At 63.2% G+C, this 25448-nt stretch carries 22 protein-coding genes; 5 read left to right on the forward strand and 17 right to left on the reverse strand.

The window, feature by feature from the left end; all coding sequences use genetic code 11:
* Positions 1–9 precede the first annotated feature (9 nt).
* The 14 genes from SPITH_RS08550 to fabV form a co-directional block, all read right to left on the reverse strand.
* Complete coding sequence (locus SPITH_RS08550) at positions 10–1824, reverse strand: GTP-binding protein (RefSeq protein ID WP_014625266.1); 1815 nt, start codon at positions 1822–1824, stop codon at positions 10–12.
* A gap of 9 nt (positions 1825–1833) precedes the next feature.
* Positions 1834–2715, reverse strand: coding sequence for a sulfate adenylyltransferase subunit CysD (gene cysD, locus SPITH_RS08555; protein ID WP_014625267.1), 882 nt, complete (start codon positions 2713–2715; stop codon positions 1834–1836).
* Entirely contained in the window at positions 2708–3433 is a 726-nt protein-coding gene (locus SPITH_RS08560; protein ID WP_014625268.1) for a phosphoadenylyl-sulfate reductase, read from the reverse strand. Before SPITH_RS08560 ends, cysD begins: the two co-directional genes overlap by 8 nt.
* Before the next feature lie 9 nt (positions 3434–3442).
* Positions 3443–3700 (reverse strand): DUF2061 domain-containing protein, encoded by a 258-nt coding sequence (locus SPITH_RS08565; RefSeq protein WP_014625269.1) that lies wholly within the window; start codon positions 3698–3700, stop codon positions 3443–3445.
* A complete protein-coding gene (locus tag SPITH_RS08570; protein ID WP_014625270.1) occupies positions 3667–5880 on the reverse strand; it encodes a sulfurtransferase TusA family protein in 2214 nt (737 codons plus the stop codon). The genes SPITH_RS08565 and SPITH_RS08570 overlap by 34 nt, the downstream gene beginning before the upstream one ends.
* Positions 5877–6278 carry a M67 family metallopeptidase gene (locus SPITH_RS08575; RefSeq protein ID WP_014625271.1) on the reverse strand — a complete coding sequence of 134 codons (402 nt, stop codon included), beginning with the start codon at positions 6276–6278 and terminating at the stop codon, positions 5877–5879. Before SPITH_RS08575 ends, SPITH_RS08570 begins: the two co-directional genes overlap by 4 nt.
* Positions 6275–6508 carry a sulfurtransferase TusA family protein gene (locus SPITH_RS08580; RefSeq protein WP_014625272.1) on the reverse strand — a complete coding sequence of 78 codons (234 nt, stop codon included), beginning with the start codon at positions 6506–6508 and terminating at the stop codon, positions 6275–6277. The genes SPITH_RS08575 and SPITH_RS08580 overlap by 4 nt, the downstream gene beginning before the upstream one ends.
* A complete protein-coding gene (locus tag SPITH_RS08585; protein ID WP_014625273.1) occupies positions 6505–6978 on the reverse strand; it encodes a DsrE/DsrF/DrsH-like family protein in 474 nt (157 codons plus the stop codon). Before SPITH_RS08585 ends, SPITH_RS08580 begins: the two co-directional genes overlap by 4 nt.
* Entirely contained in the window at positions 6975–7790 is an 816-nt protein-coding gene (locus tag SPITH_RS08590) for a HesA/MoeB/ThiF family protein (RefSeq protein ID WP_014625274.1), read from the reverse strand. Before SPITH_RS08590 ends, SPITH_RS08585 begins: the two co-directional genes overlap by 4 nt.
* Positions 7791–7793: 3 nt before the next feature.
* Entirely contained in the window at positions 7794–9041 is a 1248-nt protein-coding gene (locus SPITH_RS08595) for an aminotransferase class V-fold PLP-dependent enzyme (RefSeq protein ID WP_014625275.1), read from the reverse strand.
* Positions 9038–9247 carry a sulfur carrier protein ThiS gene (gene thiS, locus SPITH_RS08600; RefSeq protein ID WP_014625276.1) on the reverse strand — a complete coding sequence of 70 codons (210 nt, stop codon included), beginning with the start codon at positions 9245–9247 and terminating at the stop codon, positions 9038–9040. Before thiS ends, SPITH_RS08595 begins: the two co-directional genes overlap by 4 nt.
* Before the next feature lie 342 nt (positions 9248–9589).
* Positions 9590–10744: an ROK family transcriptional regulator gene (locus SPITH_RS08605; protein ID WP_014625277.1), complete on the reverse strand. Its 1155-nt coding sequence runs from the start codon at positions 10742–10744 to the stop codon at positions 9590–9592.
* A 113-nt stretch (positions 10745–10857) separates the two neighbouring features.
* On the reverse strand, positions 10858–12180 hold the full coding sequence (gene xylA, locus SPITH_RS08610; RefSeq protein ID WP_014625278.1) for a xylose isomerase: 1323 nt from the start codon (positions 12178–12180) through the stop codon (positions 10858–10860).
* Positions 12181–12285: 105 nt separating this feature from the next.
* Positions 12286–13464: an enoyl-ACP reductase FabV gene (gene fabV / locus SPITH_RS08615; RefSeq protein WP_014625279.1), complete on the reverse strand. Its 1179-nt coding sequence runs from the start codon at positions 13462–13464 to the stop codon at positions 12286–12288.
* A gap of 172 nt (positions 13465–13636) precedes the next feature.
* Here fabV and hflK point away from each other — a divergent pair, with 172 nt between their 5' ends.
* From hflK to SPITH_RS08630, 3 genes are all read left to right on the forward strand, one after another.
* On the forward strand, positions 13637–14626 hold the full coding sequence (gene hflK, locus SPITH_RS08620) for an FtsH protease activity modulator HflK (protein ID WP_014625280.1): 990 nt from the start codon (positions 13637–13639) through the stop codon (positions 14624–14626).
* Positions 14623–15612, forward strand: a complete 990-nt coding sequence (gene hflC, locus SPITH_RS08625) for a protease modulator HflC (protein ID WP_014625281.1) — start codon at positions 14623–14625, stop codon at positions 15610–15612. The genes hflK and hflC overlap by 4 nt, the downstream gene beginning before the upstream one ends.
* Before the next feature lie 102 nt (positions 15613–15714).
* Entirely contained in the window at positions 15715–18669 is a 2955-nt protein-coding gene (locus SPITH_RS08630; protein WP_245523370.1) for a hypothetical protein, read from the forward strand.
* Here SPITH_RS08630 and SPITH_RS08635 read toward each other — a convergent pair.
* Together SPITH_RS08635 and SPITH_RS08640 are read right to left on the reverse strand one after the other, a co-directional pair.
* Positions 18649–20547, reverse strand: a complete 1899-nt coding sequence (locus SPITH_RS08635; RefSeq protein ID WP_014625283.1) for a putative bifunctional diguanylate cyclase/phosphodiesterase — start codon at positions 20545–20547, stop codon at positions 18649–18651. The two genes, SPITH_RS08630 and SPITH_RS08635, sit on opposite strands and share 21 nt — an antisense overlap.
* Positions 20548–20554: 7 nt before the next feature.
* Positions 20555–22675, reverse strand: coding sequence for a [Fe-Fe] hydrogenase large subunit C-terminal domain-containing protein (locus SPITH_RS08640; protein WP_014625284.1), 2121 nt, complete (start codon positions 22673–22675; stop codon positions 20555–20557).
* Between the two features lie 126 nt (positions 22676–22801).
* On the opposite strand from SPITH_RS08640, the gene SPITH_RS08645 reads away from it, so the two are divergent.
* Complete coding sequence (locus SPITH_RS08645) at positions 22802–23773, forward strand: aldo/keto reductase (protein ID WP_014625285.1); 972 nt, start codon at positions 22802–22804, stop codon at positions 23771–23773.
* 92 nt (positions 23774–23865) lie between these two features.
* Positions 23866–24696 carry an alpha/beta hydrolase gene (locus tag SPITH_RS11825; RefSeq protein ID WP_052296277.1) on the forward strand — a complete coding sequence of 277 codons (831 nt, stop codon included), beginning with the start codon at positions 23866–23868 and terminating at the stop codon, positions 24694–24696.
* Here SPITH_RS11825 and recO read toward each other — a convergent pair.
* Entirely contained in the window at positions 24677–25447 is a 771-nt protein-coding gene (recO, locus tag SPITH_RS08655) for a DNA repair protein RecO (RefSeq protein ID WP_014625287.1), read from the reverse strand. The genes SPITH_RS11825 and recO overlap by 20 nt on opposite strands.
* Position 25448 lies beyond the last annotated feature (1 nt).

Raw genomic sequence — 25448 nt, forward strand, 5'->3', positions numbered from 1 at the left:
CCCCGCCTCCTACAGGTGATACTCAAGGAGGATCCTCCGATCCTTGAGGAGCCGGGCGAGGTCCTCCACCAGATCCTCCTCGCACACCCCCTCCCTGAGCCTCGCCGCGAGCAGCTCATCGGGAAGCATGCTCCCCACCTCCACCACGAGCACCTCCGCGGGACGGGCCACCTCACACAGGAGGGCCACCTCTTCCTCCTCCATCCCCACCACCGTGGTGACCACCACGAGCCCTGTATCCGTCAGTAGCCTGAGAACCTCGCCCATACGTCGCAGGTGTTCCTCCCTGTCCTCCACCACCAGGTCGGCCTCAAGCCCTTGCATGAGGTTCTCCGAGGCGAGATAGTAGACGTTCCACCCCCTCTCGAAGAGGGTCCGCTCGGCCCTCCTCGCGAGGGCATCGAGACACGAGGGCTCATCGCCCGTAACCAGGAGCACATAGGGCCTCTGCCCGTAGCGCATCGCCCGTTCATCGGCTCCCACCTCTCCCCTCCGCCACCGCTCCTCCCTCGCCCGCACGTAAGAGTCCACACCAGAAACCGGCAGGGCCTCGAGGATCACTCCACCACCTGCAATCTCATACTCGTCGATGATCACGAACCTCCCTGTGGGAGGAATGCGGTGGTAGAGGTCGAAGGCCACCGGTTTGAGGGTCGAGAGCACACACTCGGCCACATCGTACTGCTCCACTACCTCTTTGTGACTCTCAGTGGTGAGATCTGAGGAATCCACCACTGCCTTGATCTCCGAGAGGTAGGCGGCCTCCCTCGCCGCCCCGAGGCGGAGCGTGTAGCGCTTGCCCTTCACCATGGGATGAGGGGAGAGCCAGAAAAGGGTCACCCTGAAGGCAGAGGCTCCCTCAGGAGGAGGTTCATCCACCCTGGCTGCAAGCTCACCTGGACGTACATACACCTGGGTCTCGAGGGTAAACCCCTTCGACTCCCCTGCCGAGAGGAGGGAGGGCTCCTCATTGAACGACTCTATTCGCTTCACCCGACTCCTCTTTCCCGAGGGATAGAACACCACCTCATCGCCCACTGAAAGAGTCCCTGTCACTACCGTGCCGGCAATGATCCTCCTATCATCTCCGAGTCTGGTGAACTTGTACACCGCCTGAACGGGCATGCGAAATGGCCCTCCCTCGGTTCCTGTCCGTGGGGAGAATTCCAGGAAGACATCCTTCACCGTGGGCCCGAGATACCACGGCATGCGGGGAGAGAGGCTCACCAGGTTGTCCCCCTCTCTTCCAGAGACAGGGATATAGGCTACTGGACGAATCCCGAGTCCCTCGAGGAACTCGCCGAAGCGATCCCGCACCCTGGAAAAGGCTTCCTCCTGCCAGTCTACAAGATCCATCTTGTTCACCAGGACCACCACCTGTTCCACGCCGAGGAACGAGAGGAGATACCCGTGGCGTCTGGAGTTCTCCTGCACCCCCTCTCGCACATCGATCACCAGAAAGGCGGCATCGGCACGCGAGGCTCCGGTCACCATGTTCTTGATGAACTCCACGTGGCCTGGGGCATCGATCCACACAAAGTCCCGCCCCTCGAGTGAGAAGAAGACTCGGGCGCTGTCTATGGTGATCCCCTGGGCCTGCTCGTCTTTGAGAGCATCCAGGAGATACGCATATTCGAAGGTCCGCGCATTCCTTCGACAGTACTCCTGAACCTGCTCGAGCTCCCCCTTGGGCAGAGCCCCTGCCTCGGCGAGGAGCCTCCCCACAATGGTACTCTTTCCGTGGTCCACATGGCCCACCATGACCACCGCCACTCTCTCTTGATGGGAGAACAGTTCCCTCCTCTCTCCATGTCGATCTCTCATCTGGCCTCCCTACATGTAGCCTTCACGCCGCAGGGTCTCGAGCGTCCCCCCATCCTCCTTGTCCTGTTCCCTCCCTGAGCGCTCCGCCACTCCCTTGAGGGCACCCGAGGAGAGCTCTTCGACAATCTCATCCACGGTCCTGGCTCGAGAAAGGATGGGCGAGGTGCACGGCGCGCATCCGGGCGAGCGGTAGCGGCGTCCCTCTCCCCGGTCGAAGTAGAGGGAGACCACAGGGATCCGCTCCCTCCGGATGTACTCCCATATGTCGAGCTCGGTGCACTCGAGGATGGGGTGGATCCGCACGTGGGTACCGGGTGCGAAGTCGGTGTTGTAGTAGTTCCAGAGCTCAGGAGGCTGGTCGCCGATGTTCCAGCTCCCCTCTGCAGAGCGGGGCGAGAAGACCCGCTCCTTGGACCGGGTCCCCTCCTCGTCCGCACGCACCCCCACGATCACGCCGGTAAACGGCGCGGGATTCGCATCCTCCTCGTACCGTCCCTTCTCGTGATCGAAGCGCCACCGCGGCCAGTCCCCTGCGATGGTGTGCTTGAGGGCCTCGCTCTTGAGGAGCCGACAGCACTCTATGCGCGAGCACGCACCATCAGGATAGGTGCGACGCTCCCTGAGGGCCTCCCTGTTCTGACCCACGATCATGTCGAGGTGCCACTCCCTCACCAGCCTATCGCGGTAGGCGATCATCTCGGGGATCTTGAAACCGGTGTCGATGTGCACGAGGGGGAACGGCACGTGGCCGAAGAAGGCCTTCCGGGCGAGGTGGAGGAGAACGGTGCTGTCCTTCCCGATGGACCACAGCATGCAGAGCGAGGGGAAGCTCCGGTAGGCCTCCCTGAGGACGTAGATGGCCTGTGATTCGAGACGCTGGAGCCTATCCATGGTCCCTCCTCGTTCGTTTGGTGTGGAGGCCGCACTCCTTCTTCCCCTGCTCCCACCACCAGCGGCCGGCCCTGGGGTGTTCGCCCGGGAGGACCGCCCTCGTGCAGGGCTCACACCCGATGCTGGGATAGCCCCTGTCGTGAAGCACGTTGTAAGGTACCCCATGGCTCTTGAGGTACGACCAGACCTCCTCGTCACTCCAGTCCGCGAGGGGGTTCACCTTGATGAGCCCGTGAAGCTCATCCCACTCCACCACCTCCACCCCGTCCCGATCAGGACTCTGCGCTTTGCGAAGTCCGGTAATCCAGACCTTCGCCTCTTCGAGCGCCCTCATGAGGGGCTTCACCTTACGGATATAGCAGCATCGCTTTCTGAGCCCCACACTCCGGTAGAATGCATTGGGACCATAGGTCCGTACAAACTCCTCCACGTCCTCTGCGGCAGGGGCATACACCCTTAGGTCCAGGTCCCAACGGGTGTGGATGAGATCGAGGAGGGCATAGGTCTCCTCGGGGAGTCGTCCGGTGTCGATCACAAACACCCGGGGTCGGGGGGTGAGGGAGAGGAGCATGTGGGTGATCACCTGGTCCTCGGCCCCAAGGCTCGAGGCCTGCACCACACCCCCTCCCCACTCATCGAGGACATACGCGAGCACCTTCTGTGGGGTCTTCCCTTTGAGTGCCTCTCTATAGGTCTTCACCCTCTCCTTCAGATCCACAGCTGCCTCCTAGATGTAGTACTCTGGCTCACGCCGGCCAAAGGGGATGTGCTCCCACACCCGCTCGTGGAGGGTGTACACCACGATCTTCACGAGGGCCTCCCACCCCCCTATGAAGAGGGCGGTCTCCCACTTCCCGGTCACGAAGTAAGCGATGAGGGTGGTGGTGAGGGTGGCGATCACCCTCCACGAGATGGCCTTACAGACCGATCTGAGGTGCGTGTCTCTCGCGCTCATGAGCCTGCCTTTCGCACGTGGATCCTCCACGAAGCACCCTCCTTCCTCTTCCATACCACCTCATGCCCCTCGCCCTCGAGCGAGGCGGGGACGTTTTCTATGGGCTGTCCATCGTCGAGGAGGAACTCCACCTCGGTCCCTGAGGGGAGGAGTTCGAGGACCAGCTTGGCCTTCACGAAGTTGATCGGACACGGCACCCCCCGGAAATCGTGGAGGGGGACCTCCCCGGCAGGTGAGGGGCGCGTGGGCGCAGAGGAAGCCTCGTGGGCCTCTTCGAGACGGGGAAGCCGGAGCGAGTCGTCCATCGCGTGGTAGAGCTCCTTCACCGCCTGAACGAGGGCGGCCACCTCCTGGGGCTCTGGACGTCCTCCCCCGCGGACCGCCTCGAGCACACGGCCGAACCCGGGGTCGAGGTGCACCCCCACGAACTCACGGAGGAATGCATCGAGGACCGCGGCATCCTCCCTGGTCTCGATCCCCTTGGTGATGAGGAGGGCCCTGCTCGCGGCAGTCACCGCCTGGGCGAGCCTCCCCTCCTTGAGGGCCTCTTCGGCCTGGGAGAGGTCGTACTCGATGAGATCGAAGAGCCCGGCGGAACACTCCCCCTCCACCTTGCCGAGGAGTGAGAAGGGGAGAGGATCGTACCAGTCGTGATACGGCCGCAGATCCTCCTCCGGCGGCGGCACCTCCCCATAGGAGGGTATGAGGGAGGTGAGGAGGGCCCTTCCCTCCCGCTCATAGAACTCGAACCAGGACTCGCCGGATCGTCGCCGTTCGGTCACCTCATGGAAGAAGGCAGCCACCAGATCCGGGACACGGGCTGCAGGGACCACCCCGAGGCGCTCTGCGAGTCGCGCCCTTCCAGGCCGGAGCGAGGCACCTGCGTACACCACGTACGCAGGGATGCTCCTCCCGTGGAGGCGGCGGGCGGCTCCCGCAAAGCCGAGGTCTGCCACAGGGGTCTGGCCGCAGGCGTTCGGACATCCCGAGATGTTGAGGGTGATGTCCCGCACCTGGGGGTGGGCGCCCAGGGCTCCCACGTGGCGCTGCAACGCCACCAGAAGGTTGCGCGAGAGGCAGATCCCCAGGCGGCAGGTGTGGGCCCCTGCACAGGCGACCGCCTTATCCCATACCGTCTCAGGTCCCACCTTCAGCCCCAGCTCCCTCATCCGCTGCTCCACCCGGGCCACCTCCTCCTCCGGGATCTGACGGAGCAGGATGTTCTGCCTGTGCGTGAGGCGAATGGTGTCCTCCCCAAACGGGGCCACAAGCTCGGCGAGGGCCTGTGCCTGCTCAGGAGTAAGATCACCCAGGGGAAGGACGACCTCCCGCCACACCCCCCTCACCGGAGGAGCGGGGGGAACCTCCAGGGGAGGAAGGGATCGGGACCTCACCGACTCGAAGCGCTCCTCAAGCCTCGCGAGGAAGACCTCATCACCCCAGACATCCCTCAGAAACCTCAGCCGGGCCCTGTGCCGGTTCCTCCGATTGCCGTGCGCATCGAAGAGCTCCTTCACCGCCCTCACGACCGCATACACCTCTCCTTCCGGAACCCACTCCTTCCAGAGGATCCCTGTCTTCGAGTGAGCGCCCATGCCTCCCCCCACATAGACCATGAAGCCCCGCCTCCCCTCCCGCTCGACGGCGATGAGCCCCACATCGGCCACGAGCGCGAGGAAGGGGGTCTCCACTCCGGGGGCAAAGCAGACCTTGAACTTGCGAGGAAGGGTCCACGAGTCGGACTCTGAGATGAGGCGTTCGGTGAGGGCCTTCGCGTGGGGCACCACATCAAAGAGGCCATGATAGCCGCTCAAGGGATCGGCGATGATGTTCCGCACCGTGTTCCCCCCTCCCCCTCGGGCGGTGAGTCCGAGGGGATAGAAGGCCTCGGAAAGGGCCACCGTGGCCTCCAGGGAGAGGTTGTGTATCTGGAGGTCCTGTCGCGTGGTCACGTGGAGAGGACCCAGGGTGTACCGCGCGGCCTCACGGGCCACGGCGGCGAGCTGCTGGGGGGTGATGTCTCCTGCAGGGATCCTCAACCGCATCATGTAAGCCCCATCTCTCCGCTGCTCATAGATCCCCATGGGCACCCTGACGCTCCTGAACTCACGCGGGTCGAGCTCGCCTCGGAGGAACCGGAAGGCCGCCTCCCGGTAAGAGGCGATGTCCTCACGGAGTCGCTCTGGCAAGGAGATGTGCACCGCACTCATGCTCCCCCTCCTGTCACCTCTATGGGCTCCTCGGTGACGCGCTTTTCCTCGTCCACCCGAAAGCACCGGAGGACTCCCTCTGCGACCGAGTAGATGAGGTAGCGCATCTCGGTGTCGTTGGCGAGGCGGATGTCCTCCTCCGACATCCGCGCAGGCGTGGCCGGATGGGAGTGATACACCCCTATGAGCGAGAGCCCCTCCTTCCGGGCAGCCTTGAGGGCTACGAACTGTTCCTCGGGGATGAAGGAGAAGTGCTCCGGCGAGGCATCCGCATTGGTGAGCCGGAAGATCCTCCGCGTCTCGTCCCCCACCCCGGCCACATACCCGCACGCCTCGATCGGCGCCTCCTCCCGCGCGTGGCGGACGATCTCCTCGATGAGCGAGGCAAGCATCTTCATCCACCACCTCCCGGCTTCCTGATGCGTACGAGGTAGGTGCCGCCCTCCACGTGGGAGATGTCGAGCACCTCATAGCCCTGCTCACGCGCGGTCTTGGGCACATTGTCGAGGGGCTCACCCTCCGAGAGGTAGACCTCGAGCACCTCACCGGGCTCGAGCTTCTCCAGCTCGAGCTTGGTCTTCACGAAGGTCATGGGGCAGGTATCACGTGTGATATCGAGCCTTCTCATATAAATAGGACCTCCCCTCCCTCAGAGTATTCGAGAAACTTCGCCACCCCGAGCACTTCCTTCACCGGGGCGATGAACACACCTCTGTCCATCCCAAGGATGTGCATGGACATCTCACAGGCGTAGAAGTTCACCCCAAGGTCGATACTCGCCTGGATGAGTTCCTCAAGGGTAGCCACGTGCCGCTTCTTCATAAGATGCGTCATGAGCTTGGGACTCACCCCGAGGAAGTTGAGCCTGGTTAAGGGGAGGTTCTTCCTTCCCCCCATGAGGAAGTTGAAGACCCTCGCGAGGAACCCCTTCCCCACAAAGGCCCTCCCCTGCTTCTTCTTTATGATATTGAGCCCCCAGAAGGTGAAAAACAGGTTCACCTCGTATCCCACCGCTGCGGCACCGGAGGCAAGGGTGAATGCCGCCACCGCGGTATCAAAGTTCCCGTGGAACACCACGAGTGAAAGCTTCTTGCTCATACAGAACTCCTCTCTCTAAGGTCGCATGCGGGCTGCTCGTACTCCCGCAGCTCGGTGATCTCAGGGGAAGTACCGCACAGAGGGCACTCCTCCTGACGCCCGATCCGCACCTCTCTGAACCTGGAGGTGAGGGCATCGAAGACGAGAAGCCTGTCCGTGAGCAGATCTCCCACCCCGAGCAGATACTTCACCGCCTCCGTGGCCTGGATGGTTCCAAGCACCCCCACCACCGCACCCAGAACCCCCGCTTCGGCACAGGTGGGCACGGCTCCCTTGGGGGGCATATCCCGGAACACGCACCGGTAACACATATGCCCTGGCACGTAGGTGAAGGTCTGGCCCTGAAACCTGAGCACCCCTGCGTGCGAGTAGGGCTTACCCTCCATGACACAGGCATCGTTTATAAGGAACTTGGCGGGGAAGTTGTCCGTTCCGTCGATGATGAAGTCGTACTCCCGTATGAGGGAGCGGATGTTCTCCGCCGTCACCCTGTAGGAATAGGTCTCCACTCTCACATCCGGATTGAGTGCAGCGAGCTTCTCGGCCGCCGACTCCACTTTCGGCCGCCCCACGTCAGGGGTGAAGTGGAGGATCTGGCGCTGAAGGTTGGAGAGTTCGACCACGTCCCCGTCGACCAGGCCTACGGTCCCCACCCCTGCTGCGGCGAGGTAGTAGGCCACAGGAGAGCCCAGCCCTCCGGCGCCTATCACGAGCACCCTACCCGAGAGCAGCCTCCCCTGTCCCTCCCCTCCCACCTGGTGGAGGAGTATGTGTCTGCTGTACCTGTAGATCTGATCTTCCCTGAGGTTCATCGCCTACTCCTTTGAGAGCACCTCGAGTGCCCTCGAAAAGTCTTCTATGAGGTCCGCGCTCTCCTCTATCCCCACCGAGACCCTGAGAAGGCCCTCGTGGACCCCGGCGCCCGCCCGCTCTTCCTCGGTACGCTCGTGATAGATCGTGGAAGCAGGATGGATGATGAGCGTGGCGGCATCCCCGAGATTGGCGAGGGTTCGGGGGAGCCTGAGGGCCCGGATGAGCCTGAAGCACTCCTCCCTGTCCGCCAGGCTGAAGGTGAGGAGGCCTCCGTAGCGCCCTCCCTCGAAGAGCCGGGAGGCCACAGGATAGGAGGGATCGTCCTCGAGCCCCGGGTACCGCACCTCCCTGACCCTGGGATGCCTGGCGAGGAAGGAGGCGAGGGCCTGCGCGTTCTCGCAGTGCTGGCGCACACGGAGCCCCAGGGTCTCGAGCCCAAGGTAGTGGAAGAGGGCATGGATCGGGGAAGGACTCATCCCCATATCCTGGACGATCTCCCGTCTGAGCACGTAGAGGAAGGCCGCCTCTCCCGCCTTCCCCACCGCCTCCTGCACCGCCGATCCTGGAAACGCCGTCCAATCGAACACACCCGTATCCACGACCAGACCCCCCACCACCGTGCCGTTCCCCGTGATGTACTTGGTGAGGGAGTGCACCGCCACATCCACGCCCCACCTCCGTGGATCGAACATACCCGGGGGAGCGAGCGTGCAGTCGGCCACAAGGGGAACCCCCTTGGCGTGCGCCAGGTTGGCGAGCAGAGGGATGTCGGGGACGTCGAGCCTCGGATTTCCTATCACCTCGAGGAAGACGAACCGCACCGCGTCATCCAGAACCGACTCGAGCTGCTCGGGAAGGAGTGGATCGAAGAGGCGGACCTCGATCCCACATCGGGCTACAAGGCGGGAAAAGAGCGAGAGCGTACCGCCGAAGAGGCTCGAGGAGACCGCCACCGCATCCCCTGCCTGAGCAAGGGCAAAGATCACCGCGGTGATGGCCGCCATGCCAGAGGAGGTGGCGACCGCTCCTCGCGCCTCCACGATACGGGTGAAGGCCTGCTCGAAGAGGGCCACCGTGGGGTTACCGATACGGGAGTAGATGAAGCCAGGCTCCCTTCCCTGGAAGACCCTGGCGAGCGTCTCTGGGTCCACGTACGCAAAGGAGGCAGAGAGGTACACCGGGGGGATGGTGGCCCCCCAGGCAGGATCAGCCTGGGGGAGTGCGTGTACGGCACGGGTCTGAAGCCTCACCGGCCACCTCCCATGAAGTAGAGGAATTCCACCGCATCCCCGTCCTTCACCTTTGTGGATGCGTAGAGGTGACGCCGTATGACCGTGCCGTTGAGCTCCACGGTGACCGTCTCCGGCATCCTCACCTTCTTCACGCTGAGGAGCTCCTCAACCGTGAGCTCATCGTAGGGGAGCTCTTCCGGGGTCCCATTGATGGTGAGTCGCATCTCCGCCTCCTAAATCCTACTATACATATAGGATATTATTTCATATCATAAAATATACGCCACCATCATCATTTTGTCAAGCTTTTCTGTCAACTATTTGGAAAAAAAGAGAAAATAGAACTAATGTAATATTCTAAGTATTGGGGGCCTGTTTGCGGGGTTGACGCTCCCTTCACCGAAAAATAGAGAAGGAAGGCCCACCACGTGTGTGCCGGCCGTCTTTCCGAAAGGCTGAGAGGGACGAGGCATCCTGGCAGGTGCGTGGATCACCGCGGAACGGGGAACGGGGAGGCACCCCGTGTCCCCCTTCCGTACTCAGGAGAACCAGGCGTGGTGCGCGTCTCACCCCGCATACAGAGGGAAACTTTTGAGGGGCAGGAGGGCCGCCCCGAGGAGGGCCGAATCCCCCCCCAAGGGTGAGAGGAGGATGCTCACGTCGTGGTCCTCACAGAGCGAGGACTCCTCGAGGAGGATTCGGTTGAGGGGATCCATGAGCCGGGAACCGAAGATCGCGATCTCCCCTCCTATGTAGACGAAACGAGGATCGAACGAGAGGATGACGTTGTGGATACCGTACGAGAGGTACTCAACATACCTGTCCCACACCGTCATCGCCTCAGGCTCACCACCCTCCAGACCCTCGAGGAGCTCCTCGAGCGTCACTTCCTCTTTCTTCTTCTCGAACGAGTAGTCTTCGAGCAAGGCAGAGATGGAGGCGTACCGTTCCCAACACCCCTTCTTCCCGCAGTTGCAGAGCCTCCCCTGCGGGAAGATGGTCACGTGTCCCACTTCACCTGCCCGGGCGTTCGCTCCTCGATAGATGTCGCCCCCTATGATGATCCCCGCACCGATCCCCTCGGTGATGGAGATGTACACCACGGGGTCTTCGCCGTTACAGTGCCCGTTGAGCATGTGCTCGCCCAGGGCAGAGGCGTTCGCTTCGTTCTCCACCATCACGGGAAAGGGAAAGAGTTTCCCGAACTCCTCGAACGAGACGTTCTGCAGGTGGAGGTTCGGCGCCACCTCGAGCACCTTCCGCTCCGGATCGGTCACCCCCGGAAGGGCGATCCCCACCCCGAGGATCACCTCCGGAAGCAGGTCCTCCTCCCTGAGGAGCTCGCGAATCATCCTCTCGATGAGGGCAGAGAGCCCTGCAGGGGAGAGCCGTTCGGGAAGGCGCTCCTCCCGCTTCAGAACCGGTTCGGCGTAGAGGTTCGTGAGCGCAGCCTTGATCTTTCCGGGCCGCACCTCTATCCCTATGCTGTACCGCGCATCGGGTACGAACTCCACCTGGAGGGGACGCCTCCCGCCCCGGGACTCCGCCATCCCGGCCTCCCGCACGAATCCGTCGCGGATGAGGTCCTCCAGGTTGCTCGCCACCGTGGGCAGGCTCATGCCGGTCTCGAGGGCGATCTCCTGCCGGGTGAGGAGCCGCCTCTGAGCGAGGACCTTAAGGATCTTGTTCCGGTTCTGAATCCTTATATTCTTCACAGACATAGGTATACCACACCTTCACTCAAGATACAAGCATCTGCGAAAGTTCATTTAAAAACGCAACCCCCGGCCATCCAAAGCAGAAGGGGGGAGGGCCGTCCCCTCCCCCCGTGCCCTCAGGCTTCGAGCAGATACCGGTTGAGGACGGCCTCCAGGAGCTCCTGCCTGCCGGAGGCGTTCTTTATCTCTGCCTTGTCGATGATATAGGCTTCGAGGTCTTCGAATCCCACCTTGCCCTCGACGATCTTCTTGCCGATGCCCTCACGGTAGCTCGCGTACCGCTCCTCCACGTGCTTCTCTATGGCCTTGTCCTCGAGGAGCTTCCAGGCCACCTTGAACCCCCGTGCAAAGGCATCCATGCCGGCGATGTGGGCGATGAAGATATCCTCGGGCTCGAAGGATCCCCGCCGCACCTTGGCGTCGAAGTTGAGCCCACCGGGAGCGATCCCGCCGTTCTTGATCACCTCGTACATCGCGAGGGTGGTCTCGTAGATGTTCGTGGGGAACTGATCGGTGTCCCATCCGAGGAGGTAGTCACCCTGGTTGACGTCCATGCTCCCCAGGATCCCGTTGATCCGGGCGAAGTGGAGTTCGTGCTGGAAGGTGTGATAGGCCAGGGTCGCATGATTCATCTCGATGTTCACCTTGAAGTAGGGCAGGAGGTCGTACTTCCTGAGGAACCCGTACACCGCAGCCACGTCGAAATCGTACTGGTGCTTGGTAGGCTCCTTGGGCTTCGGCTCGATGAGGAACTGCCCCTTGAACCCTATCTTCTTGGCGTAGTCCACCGCCATGTGGAGGAAGCGGGCGAGGTTGTCGAGCTCGAGCTGCATGTTCGTGTTGAGCAGGGTCTCGTACCCTTCGCGACCGCCCCAGAACACGTAGTTCTGGCCGTCCAGGTACAGGGTCACCTCGAGCGCCTTCTTGACCTGGGCCGCCGCATAGGCGAAGACCTCGGCGTTGGGCGAGGTGGATGCCCCATGCACGTAACGCGGATGGCTGAAGAGGTTCGCGGTTCCCCACAGGAGCTTCACAGGGCTGTCCTTCATGAGGTCCTTGGTGTATTCGACCACCTCGTCCAGGAGCTTATTGGTCTCCCTGAGCGTGGTCCCCTCGGGTGCGATGTCCCTGTCGTGAAAGCAGAAGAAGGGGATCTCCAGCTTCTCCGCGATCTCGAAACAGGCCCGCATCCTGGCCTTGGCCTGCTCCATGGGATCGGAGATCGAGAGCCATGGACGGATCATGGTGCCCACCCCGAAGGGGTCCTGCCCGCTCCCGTTGAGGGTGTGCCAGTAGGCAAGGGCGAAGCGGAGGTGCTCCTTGAGCGGCTTGCCACCGATCACCTCATCGGGGTTGTAGTACTTGAACGCGAGGGGATTATCGGATCCCGGTCCCTCGTAAGGGATCTTTGAGATGTTCTTGAAAAATTCATTGATCATGGCCCTCTCCTTGGTTTATGAGATCTTCTTACTCAATCAGTATAGCAGGAGAGGGCCTAAAAGACAAGAACTTTTATAAAGAAAATTAATAAACCACCCTCTTCCCTATCCTTCTCGAGGATCCACCTCTTTTTCGTAGTCGATCTCTTTGAACCCGAACCCGTGGAGATTGAGGAAGTCCGTGAGGTATCCGTCCACGTCGGCCTCGGTATCCAACGTCTCGGTGGTGATCCGTTCCCACACCTCGGCCACCTCCCTCTGCACATCCTCCCGCATCTCCCAGTCGTCCATGCGGATCCGGCCTTCATCGTCCACAGGCACCGGTCCTCCCGCGTAGAGCCGCTCTGCGAGCATGCGGTACATCTGTTCGATACAGCCCTCGTGGATGCCTTTGGCCTTCATCACCGTAAAGAGGATCGAGAGGTAGAGGGGCACCGCAGGGATCACCGCGCTCGCACGGGTGACCACCGCCTTGTTCACCGACACATAGGCCTTCCCGCCCACAGAGGCGAGCGCCTCGTCGAGGGTCTTGGCCGTGGCCTCGAGGTGCTCCTTGGCCTTCCCTATGGTCCCCTCCCTGTAGATGGGTCGGGTGAGCTCGGGACCGATGTAGGAGTAGGCCACCGTCACCGCTCCCTCCGCGAGCACACCGCCCTCCTTCAAGGCCTCCACCCAGAGCTGCCAGTCCTCGCCTCCCATCACCTTCACCGTGGCCTCGATCTCTTCCTCGGAGGCCGGCTCAATGGCGGCCTGGACGACTTCCCGCTTGAGGGGATCGAGGGCCTTGGAGGTGTAGGTCCGGCCGATGGGTTTGAGCGCCGACCGGTAGGTCACCCCGGAGACCGGGTCCGTCCTCACCCCTGAGGCAAGGCTATACACAAAAAGGTCGATCGTGCCGTACTCCTTCTTTATGAGGTCGACCACCTGCGCTTTCACCTCGAAGGAAAAGGCGTCGCCGTTGATGTCGTGGACCTTGAGACCGGCCGCTTCGGCCCTCTTGAGGAAGTGCCGGGCTGCGTACCACCCCGGCGTGCCGGTGCGTTTCTCGGACGGTTCCTTCTCGAAGTACACCCCTATGGTGGCGGCTCCTGCCCCGAACCCCGCGGCGATCCGGGTGGCCAGGCCGTATCCTCCCGAGGATCCCACCACCAGGACGTTCTTCGGACCCGACGAGAGCGGACCTCGCTGTCTCACGTAGTCTATCTGCCTGTCGACGAACAGCCTGCACCCTTCCGGATGGGCGTTCATGCAGATGTTGTTCCGGATCATGGGCTTTATCACCATACCTCTCACTCCTTTCGTGCGTAATCGGCGGACGAGTCTCATACTATGTCGAAAAGGAGAGGAGGTCAAGCGTTTATTCGGCCGCCGGCCGAATATTTCCCCCGTTGTTGACGGTAGGGGGTATTGGTAGTACGCTTTACTGTCAGCACCTGAACGCAAGGGGAGGAACACCATGTATGAACGAGACGTCACTCCCAAACCGGTACCGTTCTATCTGAAACCCAGGATACTGCTCCTGGTGGTACTGGTGGTAGTGGGACTCATCCTTTTCTTCACGAGCTTCTTCGTGGTCGATCAGACCGAGGAGGCCGTGGTACTCCGATTCGGGAGGTACCACCGCACAGTGGGGCCGGGTCTGCACTGGAAACTACCGCTCGGCATAGACCGCAACTACAACGTCCCCACCCAGGTCATCCAGAACATGAGTTTCGGCTTCAGGACCGAACGACCCGGCGTGGTCACGGTGTACTCCAGCCGCGACTACCCCGGCGAATCCATCATGCTCACCGGCGACCTCAACATAGTGGACGTGGAGTGGATCATCCAGTACCGGATCGTCGATCCGAAGGCCTGGCTCTTCAACGTGGAGGACAGGACCAAGACCATCCGTGACATATCCCAGTCGGTCATCAACATGCTCGTGGGAGACAGGGCCATCCTCAACGTCATCAGCGTCGACCGGACCATGATCGAGAGCGAGGGACAGGAGCTCATGAACCAGCTCTTCAAGCAATACGACCTCGGGATCACCGTGACTGCGGTGAAGCTGCAGAACGTGGTGCCCCCCAAGGGCGAGGTGCAGGACGCCTTCGAGGACGTGAACAAGGCCATCCAGGACATGAACCGGCTCATCAACGAAGGTAAGGAAGCCTACAACAAGGAGATCCCGAGGGTGAAGGGCGAGGCGCAGCGGATCATCCAGGAGGCCGAGGGATACAGGGCCGAACGGATCAACCGGGCGGAAGGCGAGGCGAAGCGATTCCTCTCGGTCCTCGAAGAGTACCGCAAGGCCCCTGAGATCACGCGCACCAGGCTCTACTACGAGATGCTCGAAAAGGTGCTCCAGAACGCCGAGAGCCTCGACCTGGTGGACAAGACCCTGGAGAACTTCCTCCCACTCAAAGCACTGGGTGGCACCGGTACCACAGGAGGCGCACGATGAAAAAGCTCGTAAACACCCTGATCGTCATCGCAGTGGTCCTCTTCATCTTCCTCCTCTTCGGGCCGTTCTATGTGCTCTACGAGGGAGAACAGGCTGTGGTCATCCGCTTTGGAAAGATCGTCCGGGTGGATCAGGAGGCAGGCCTCAAGACCAAGGTCCCGATGGTGGACAATGTGGTGAAATTCTCGAAGAAGATCCTCTCCTGGGATGGAGAACCGCAACGCATCCCCACTCTCGAACAGCAGTTCATCTGGGTGGACACCACCGCCCGCTGGCGTATCACCGATCCGGCGAAGTTCTACTCCACCCTCACCACCATGGAGCGCGCCTACTCACGCCTCGACGACATCATCGACAGTGCGGTGCGAACGGTCATCTCCGCCAACCCCCTCCGCGAGGCAGTCCGCAACTCCAACATCATCAACGAAAGAATGGCCGAAGAGGTGATACCTCTCGAAATAGGCGAGGAACCTGCGCTCACAGAGGAGCTGAAACAATACACCCAGGTATCCACCCAGCAGGAGCTCATCAAGAAGGGCCGGAAGGTGCTCTCCGACGAGATGCTCACATTGGTGAAAGAGGTGGTTCCCAACTTCGGCATCGAGGTGATCGACGTGATCATCCGCCAGATACGCTACTCCGACGACCTCACAGAGAGCGTGTACCAACGCATGATCAAAGAGAGAAACCAGATCGCCCAAGCCTACCGGTCGTTCGGAGAAGGAAAGAAGCAGGAATGGCTGGGTAAGCTCGAACGTGACAAGAAGACGATCCTCTCCGAGGCCGAGAAGAAGGCGAACGAGGTGAAGGGACAGGCCGACGCCGAAGCCACGAGGATATACGCCGAGGCCTTCAGCAGAGATCCCGACTTCTTCAGGTTCTGGCGCGCGGTCCAGTCCTATGAGCTCACGCTCCCGGAACTCAAGAAGATCCTCTCCACCGATATGGACTACTTCGACTTCCTTTACAACCCCAACGCGAGGTGAGATTCCACGGGCGCCCGGTATGATCGGGCGCCCTTCTCTTCTCCGTAACGTAAAAGGGGAGGGAAATCGTGACAGGCACTCCCCCTATGTGGTATATTTTCCTTGAAGAGAGACGCCGGGATGTCCGAACACCTCGATCCTTCAATCTACGATCTCGAAGCTGAAGAGCTGGATTCGTACCGAAGGGAGGAGGTTTTCCCCTCTCCTCCAGAAGGGGAGAGGAAGTACTGGCGTCTCATCAGGGAGGCAGGGACCTCTCCGTCCCAGAGCATCCCCTTCCTTTCGGCCGTGCAGCTCGATCAGATCCGCAGACCTGCCGATCGGGTGGGACTCGAGCGATTGTTCCTCGCCTATCTCACCCATGGCGGGCCCACCTGGCTCAACCCGTACCCTCTCCTCCAGCGCCTCGAACGCTCCCTTGAGAAATACCTCGGCCCGAAGAAGGCCCTCGCACCGCTCGTGGACCTGCTCGCCCGTCTTGCGGAGAAGGGGATCTCTCCCCATGGATTCCTCCTCTACGTGGTGCTCCCCAGGATGGAAGGCGACTTCAACTGGCGGGAGTGGGAAGACCATCACTTCCCCGCCTTCCGCACCATCGGGGACCTCCTCGTCTCACTCAGACAGGAGGCGCCCTTCGACAAGCCGGTACTGGGCGACGAACACCTCCACCTGGCCCGCGACGTGGTACTCATCAAATACCTCGCCCGGCCCCTCGCCCGCCTCCCACGTGCGGAACTGCAACGAGACGATCTCATCCTGGAATACCAGAGCGTATGGCGGTCGCTCCACCTGGCCAGCACCACCTTCATCCACTTCCTCAGGACCCACATCCTCGGCCCCCTCTACACCCTTTCGGGGAAGCTCTCACTGGATCAGATCATCGAGCTCCTCGCCCCCCTCCCCGAACTCGAACCGCTCCTCGCCTCTCTCCCACCGGAGAAAGGCCTCAGCGTGCACCTCTACCACGCCCTCCCTGAGAGAGAGATCCTCAAGCGGACGACGAAAGACTATCTCCCCTCTCACGTGATCAGAGAACTCTCCGCCTATACCAGGCTCGTCGCACGTCTCCTCCCTCGGCCCCTGGGGATCCCCGTGCTCAGGCTCATAGCCTATCTCCTCCGCATGCGGATGGAACCCGACCTCGGCCGCACCATCCTCTCCCTCGTGGAGTCCCTGCCGCCGAAGGGAGGGCTCGTGCTCTACAAGTGGCACCTGAAGAGGCTTTTCTCGATCCCCGTCAATCGACGGGAAGCCTTCATCGCTGAAACAGCCGGCCACCAGGGGGTACACCCGGCCTATCCCTTCACCGAGGATCTCTTCCCCGATCCGGAAGAAACACACCAGCGTCACGCCTTTGCGGAGTACGCGAAGCTCCTCTCCGTGGAGCCCGATCGCATTAAGGGGGCCTCCGACATCGTACACCTCTACCTCCGCCGGCACCCCGAGCTCGAGCCCGTCTTCTCTCTCATCCGGGAGGACATCCTCGAAGGCCGCGACCGCAGATGGGACCCCGAGCGCATCTCCCTCTACGACAAGGCCACCGGTCCCATCCACGCCCCCTTCCTCCGCACCATCATCCCCGGCATGGGCTCCCTCTTCTACACCGCTCCCAAGTCCCCCTCCTTCCAGGATCTCGCCTCCCGCTATCCGGTCTCGCCCACCCTCCCCCCACTCTCCCACACCTTCCCGCTCACCCTCACCACCTCCACCCCCCAGCTCTGGGAAGAGGCGTCCGTGAAGGAACGCATTGCCCTCCAACCACTCCTCGCCGTGAGTGCCGTCTTCCGCACCCCCCTCGCCTCCCCCCCTGAACAGGAAGTCTTCCGGGCCATCAGCAGAAAACTCCTCTCGCTCAGGGAACCGCTGGAGCGCACCTATCAGGAACTCGCCGCCGCCCCCTCCCCGAGTCCCGAAGCCGCACACCTCCGCCAGCGCTACGAGCACCTCCTCGCCCGCCAGCGCGCCCTCCGTACCGCACTCGGCCTCTATCAGGAGGCATCTCCCCACCTGCGATTCCTCATCGCCCTCATGGTAGGGGCACACTTCGGCAAATCCGACCCCGAACTCTCCCGACTCGCCCTCTCGTGGACCCTCGCCCGTTACCGGCACGACCCCCTCCTCGCCAAGCAGATCGCCTATCTCTCCGAGGACCTCGCCGAGGACGACCTCTCCCTCGCGCAGCTCTCCCAGATCACCCTGAGTCTCGAACACCTCTTCAGGCTCGTGGCGGACGATCCCCACATCCGGGACGCCCTCGACCACACCTCCACCGAACAGCAGGACGTCCTCGCTCCCTTCCTTCTCACCAGACGGAAGACGCTCACCCTCGACGCCGTGGACGCCGCCCTCAAACGCCTCTGCCGCTACCACCAGATGCTCGCCGAGCAGGCCAAGTGGCAGGAACTCCTCTCCCGCACCTACCGGCAGGAGGAGCCCCCCCACACCTTCAAGCTCTACCTCTCGAAGACCCCCCTCGACGCCTACTACGGCGACATGGGCGGGATCTGTCTCTCCGAACACCCCGAAGCCATCACGAACCCCGACCTCTACGTGGCGAGACTCGCCGACCTCACCTCGGGCACCATCCAAGGGGTGGCCGTGCTCTACCGCAACACCGTCCCCTCTCAGAGCATGGGCGGCAGGCCCTACTGGTTCGCCTTTGCCATCAACCCCCTCCCCTCCCTCTGCCGCAAACTCTCCAACGCCCAGCTCCTCCAGATGTACCTCAACTACCGCATCCTCTTCGAGGAGCTCTCGCGCCGCACGGGCATGCCCGTACTCCTTCCCGGCATCTCGAGCTGGGGCATCATCTCCAACAACGACCACCTGCGCCGCATCATCCTACGGTATGAGCTCATGAGGAAACCGCCCGTCCTCAAGGACGCCACAGGCTTCTCCTTCTACTACCACGAGTACCAGTACGCCCATGCCGCATGCATCATCGACCCCGCCCGACCCGACTCCTTCACCGCCCGGCGGGACCTCGAAGCCCTCACCGCCCACCTCGCGTCTGACAGCGCCACAGCACCCGCACCATCAGCTCCCGTCTCGGCCTGAGCCCCGCTCCTGCACCACGAGGAGGAACTGCTCCTCGGGCATGGGCCTCGCGTAGTAGAACCCCTGGAACACCTCACACCCCTGTGCGGAGAGGAACGCCACCTGCTCCCGCCGCTCCACCCCCTCCGCGATCACCACGATTCCCAGATCTCCGGCGAGACGCATCACCGACTGCACGATGGCCACATCCTCACGCCGTTCAGGCACCCCTTCCACGAACGAATGGTCCAGCTTGATGGCCCTCACCCAGCAGCGCTTGAGGTAGTTGAAACTCGAATACCCGGTACCGAAATCGTCCACACAGAGGCTGATCCCCATACCGCGGAGGGATTCGAAGACCCCCTCCTCCTCGGCGAGCGAGAGGAAACTCCGCTCGGTGAGCTCGAACATGAGCACATCACGGGGGATATCACACGCGATCATCCTATCTGCACAAAACGAGATGAATTCACCCTCCCTGAGCAGAGGCGGGGCCACGTTCAACGAGAGGAAGGGGAGGAGGATCCCCTGCTCCCTCATCCTGGCCCACAGGCCGCACACCTCGGCCACCACCCACTTCCCCAGGGGGAGGATGAGACTCTTGTCCTCCAGGAGCGAGAGGAACTCCCCCGGGGAGAGGATCCCCTCGTCCGGATGGTTCCAACGAAGGAGGGCCTCCGCCCCCACCACCGTCCCCTCCTTGTCCACGAACGGCTGGTAGAACAAGACGAGCTCGTTCCGCTCGAGGGCCCTGTGCAGCTCATGACGGCGCATCACGAGCGACCGGAAGCGCTGCTCCCATCCCTCCTCGTGGAGGGAATACGCCCGCCCCTCCTTGAGTGCGTGCTCGAGGGCCAACTCGGCCACCTCCACCACCCGTGCCGGATACCGGGAGTCCGACGGATAGACCGCAGCGCCCGCCACCCATGAGACATCGAACCGCCGCCCCTCCACCACGTAGGGCCTGTTGCACGAGGAGAGGATACGCCTGAGGAGTCCCACCACCTTACCACGCTCCCCCATCCCCCCTGCCACGAGAAGGAACCGATCCTCACCCGTTGTCCACGCCTCGTCCGAAGGCCGCATGAGGCTACGAATCCGCTCCATCGCGCGGGCGATGATCTGCTGCTGCACCCCCCTCCCATAGACCCGCCCCACCTCCCAGAGCGAGGAAGAGGCGAGGTGGATCACCGCACACACAGCCCCCTCCCCGCGCGAGGCAAGGTATTCCTGGAAGCGCACCACGGGCGGCAGTATCCGTTCTTCCTCCTCCCTCCTCTCCTCCCTCTCCACCACGACCACCACACACTCCCCGGCCACACATCGCCGCGTACACAACACCCGCCGGTTCCTCCCCCCCACCTCCAACACCGCCTCCTCCTCCCTTCCCTCCAGCATCCCTTTCAGCTTCTCCACCGATGCTCCCCCGAGGAGCATGGACACGCTCTCGATCGGATACCCCTTCCCCGGCTCGATCCGGAGCATCCACTCCTCACACAGACGCGCGTTCACCCACACCCTTCCCCCCACCGACACCATGACCGGGTGCGCCGCCCCCTCCATGAGTCCCTCCACCACCCGCAGGAGGAGAGCCCGATCCCTTCTCAGGCGGATGGCGTACTCCACGAGCGCCGATCCCTCCACACCCCCTATGAGCCACACCCACCCGCCCGGGAGATAGCCCCCGTATCCCCTCCAATCGGCCCAGAGGAAGAACCCGACCCACACCACCCCCCACACCAACCCCGCGCCGCGAAGCCCGGCCGCGAGCACCCCCCCGAGCGAGAGGAACATGAGAGGGAAGACCCACACCCCCAGGAAGGGGAGGGCATACCGGGCCGTCACCCCCACGAGGACGAGCCCCACCACCGCGAACACCCCACGAAGACGAGGAGACATACGACACTCAGTCCGTGCGTGCGGTCGAAAGCCCCACGTTGCCCAACCGCTCGGCGAGCCGGAGGATGTTCGACACCTCGACCCTCTGGTCCTTGAGAGAGAGCGACTCCTCCGCCGTCTGGGTCATCTGCTCCACCGTGGCCGCGATGGTCTGGAAGAGCTCCTCCTGCTGCTTCGTGGAGAACCCCACCTGAGAGAGCAGGCCCATACTCTGCTGCACGGTCTGTATGAGATCGCTCAAGGAGAAGAGAAGACGTTCCATCGCGGGGACGACCTCTCCAAGCCGAGAGGCCTCGCGGTTCGAGGCCTCCTCGAGGAAGGCGATGTCCCCCACCAGTTCCTGGGCCTTCCGGCCGATCCCCTCGGCCGAGGCCATGGTCTCGTCGGCGAGCTTCCTGATCTCGTGGGCGATCACCCCGAACCCCTTGCCCGCCACCCCCACGTGGGCCGCCTCTATGGAGGCATTGAGTGCGAGCAGGCGCGTCCTGTCGGCCACCTCTGCGATGAGCGACACCATCTCGGGGATGGTCGCCGACCGCTCCCTGAGGAGCCTCGCCCGCCTACCCACCTCCTCCACGTCCTCCTGGGCCGAGAACACGTGCGTGGACGACTCCTCCATGGTGTTGTAGTTCTCCCTCAGGACCTCCTCCATCTTCCTCACCCCGGAGAGGAGCTCCCCGTGCACCTGCTGGAGCTCCCGGGCCGTGGCGAGCAGGACATCGGCGTTCACACACCCGAGGGCCTTCCTGAACCCGTCGATCACCGAGTAGAGGGCGAGGATGAGCTCCTGCTGGACCAGCCGCTGTTCCGACACCCTCCGCCGCTGGGCTTCCTCCTCCTTGAGGAGGTAGAGCACGCAGTGCTCCTTCCTAGTGAGCCCGGCGGCGAGGGCGCGGGCCATCCCCTCGCAGGAGAGATACCCGCACGCCCCGCAGTTCCGCTCGTCGGCAGGAGTGGTCTTCCCGAGCTCCCGGAAGATGCGCGCCTTCACCTCATCGGTGAGCACGGGCAGGTCAACCATCTGCGACCTGTCCTCATAGGAACGCCTGTAGAGGTGGGGCCTCCAGTACCGGGAGAGAAGCCTGGAGAGAGCCCGCCTTCCGCCTCCCGGCAGGAGTCCACGCTTCCGGTAGGAGGCCATCATGCGATCGGCCCTGCGGCGCACCGCCTCCTCCAGCACGTCCCGCGGCCCTGTCTGGAAGCGCGTGCCCGGCCCCCCGTTGCAGCCGAGCTCGCAGTTGAGACAGTCGAGAAGGAGCGGGGCGCTCCCCCGCTCGAGAGCCTGCGGGATCTCCTTGAAGTAGGGGTAGAGGACCTGAGGCCCCTCGATCTTTCGCGTACGGGAGACCACCTCCGGCATCTCCCGGGCGAGGGTGGCGAGGAGTCCTCCCGGATTCGAGAACCAGACGGCCCGCTCAGCCGGATCATTGTCGAACTCCTCCTCGGCATAAGTGGAGAGATCGACCCCTTCCCGCTCGAAGTAGTCCACCAGTCTCCGCATGGTCACGTTGTAGGTCCCCACCCCCACGGTGAGAAACTCCCGCTTCTTCGCCACGCACGGGGAGACCACGAGGAACTCGTGATCTCTGTACTCCGGATAGAAGGCCTTCACCATCTTCATCACGTGCACCATGGGACTGTCCACCGGTGCGAGGTACGGGAGGAGCTCGGGCTGGTAGAGCTCGAGGTAGCTCACCACCGCAGGGCAGGGCTGGGCGATGAGGAACCCGGGACGTTCTGTCTTGAGGTAGTGGACATACGAGGCGATGGTGAGCTCCGCCCCAAAACTCACATCGAAGACCGCCCTGGCCCCCATGGCCTTGAGCCACCCGTTGAGCCTGAGGTGGTGCTCCCCGAAATGAGCCGCCGCAGCAGGCGCCACGAAGGCCACCACCTTCTTACCTCCCCTGAGGGCCTCCAGGGCCTCCTCAAGGTCGTCCACCACCCTGCGCGCACCGTGCGTGCAGGCCTTGAGGCACTCGCCGCACCCGATGCACAGCTCGGGCCGCACCTCCACTACCTCTCCGGAGCCGTCGTTCGCATACTTCACCGGACAGACCGCGATGCACCGGTGACAGCTCACACAACGCGCGGGATCCACGTCGATGAGCGGCTGACTGTAGACCATTCCCCCCTCCTTCGAAGATCTCTTCACCCATCATGACAGGGAATCCACGCCTCCCGATTCAGCCTTTCCTTGCACAGGCCCCCTGATCTCACTACACTGGAACTACATCCATACGAGGAGGAACCCATGCAACGAACACTCGGACGATCGGGTATCACAGTGAGCGCCCTCGGCCTCGGGTGCTGGCCCATGGGAGGCGTGGCCTACCGGGACGAGAAACCCGACGGCTACGCCGGTGCGGACGACAGGGAATCGATCCGCGCGATCCATGCGGCCATCGACGCCGGCATCACCTTCTTCGACGTGGCAGACTGCTACGGGGCAGGCCACGGCGAGGAGGTCCTCGGCGAGGCCCTCGAGGGAAGACGCCACCGGGTGGTGATCGCCACCAAGTTCGGCAACCTCTTCAACGAGAGCACCCGCACCCTCCAGGGGGAGAACGTCTCACCCGGCTACATACGAAGGGCGCTCGAGGCCTCACTGAGGCGGCTCAAGACCGACTACATCGACGTGTACCAGATACACACCTGGAGCATGAACCTCGCCGACGCAGGGCCGTGCCTCGAGACCCTCGACGCCCTCGTGGATGAGGGCAAGATCCGTACCTACGGCTGGAGCACCGACCTCCTCGAGGGGGCCATGCTCATCGCCTCCCGGCCGAAGGCGAGCGTGATGCAGTACCAGTGCAACATCCTCTTCCACGACGACCGGCTCATCAGGTACTGCGAGGAACACCGGCTCGCAGGCCTCAACCGCAGCCCCCTCGGCATGGGGCTCCTCTCAGGGAAGTACCGGCCGGGCGACCGCATGCCCGAAGGCGACATCAGGGGACAGAGGATCGAGTGGATGCAGTACTACCGCGACGGAAGGCCCAATGAGGAACTCCTCAAGAAGCTTGAGGCGGTGCGGGAGATCCTCACCCGCGGAGGTCGAACCCTCGTGCAGGGAGCCATCGCCTGGCTGTGGGCCAAGAGCCCGGTCAACATCCCCATCCCGGGATTCAAGAACACCCAACAGGCCCTCGAGCTCGCCGGGGCCATGGAGAAGGGCCCCCTCACGCCCGAGGACATGGCCGAAATAGAGACACTCCTGGGGTGAGCGTGAAGCACGTGGGCGAACCACCCTGTTCCATATGTATGAGGGAGACCTCCCTCACGATATCAAGAAGTGTCCCTCGATCACAAAACGTGGTGTCGGCCTCCTTGCTCACGGTGGTGCTCCTCCTTGCAGGATGTACCACCGTCTCTTTTCACGAGAAGGAGCTCTTCGAAGGTGCAGGGAGGGTGGAAGAGGATCCCCTCCCGGGTGTGGAGCGCACCTTCATCACCCTCTCGGACGGCACCGGGCTCGAGACATGGGTCGTCCCCGCCCCGACCCCCCGGGCCGTGCTCCTCTTCTTCAGCGGGAACGGAGGCCTCTCGAAGGCCCACCTCCCCTTCTTCCGGGAGGCGGTGGCCCGGTGGGACCTCACCGTGGTGGCGGTGCACTACAGGGGGTACGGACGAAGCGGGGGAAGCCCCACCATAGAGACCCTTGCCTCCGACCCACCGGAAGTCCTTCGCCTGGTGAAGGCCCGATACGCCCCGGACCTCCCCCTCATCGTGGCCGGCCATTCCCTGGGAGGCTATGCCGCCCTCAGGTGCGCCGGCATGCCTGAAGCCGACGCCTTCCTCATCGTCGCCACCTTCACCACCTCGGCCGAGCTCGCCGAGGCATGGCGCAAAAATCTCGTCCCCTGGTACGCCGCACCCTTCGTGAGGATCGACGTCGACGAGGAGGTCCTCACCCTGGACAACTACGAGGCAGTGGCCCGGGTGCGCGTGCCCATCGCCTTCGTCCACGGTACAGAGGACGATGTGATCCCCTCCTGGATGTCCGCACGCCTCCACACCACCTGCCCCTCCCCCCACACCCTCCTCCGCACCATACCCGACGCCGACCACAACACCCCCCTCCTCCCCCGCCACCGGCAGCCCACCCTCGAAGCCCTCGCCTTCCTCCTCAGCCACCTCCCCCGCTGACCCCCAACACCTCCCGCACCAGACCCGCACTCGCCAGTCGTCTCCCCACCGCCTCCTCCCCCCGCTCCAGCACCACCCTCACCAGACCCCTCCTCACCCCCTCCTCCATCCGCACCCGCACCCCCAACCCCAGCCTCCCCTCCGCGAACCCCGCACACACCCCCCGCATCGCCCCGCTCAACCACCACGCCCCCTCCCTTCCCCCCGCACACCCCCTGCACAGGAGCCCCTCCTCCACACTCCCCCACCACGCCCCCTCCTCACCCAACCCCCTCCCGCACCGCGCGCACCGATCCCACTCCGGCGCCACCCCCAGGAGCCCCAGGAACCTCAGGAGCCACCCCAGGAGCACCCGCTCCACCTCCTCCACCCCACCCGCCCGCCTGAGCGCATCCCTCCCCTCCAGGAGCAGCCGATACACCTCGGCCTCGTGCCCCGCCCCATGCGTCGCCACCACCAAGTCGGCCCACAGCTGGAACACCGCGAGCCCCTCGAGCCCGCCTGCGTCCAGCACCTCCACCCGATCCACATCCGAGACCTTCACATGACCCTTCACCGGATTGACATAGAGGTAGAAGACCGCCCGGGAGCCCACCTGCGCAGCCGCCCCCAACCTGGAAGAAGGCCGCTGGGCGCCGTAGGCCGTCGCCTCAAGGAGCCCCTCGCGAGAGAGGATCACCACCGCCCTGTCCTGATCCCCCACCGGCCGGGAGCGGACCACCACCCCCTCTGTTCGCTTGTTCCTGCGCATG

Origin of the sequence: Spirochaeta thermophila DSM 6578 (genome assembly GCF_000184345.1) — a bacterium.
Taxonomy (GTDB): Bacteria; Spirochaetota; Spirochaetia; order Winmispirales; family Winmispiraceae; genus Winmispira; species Winmispira thermophila.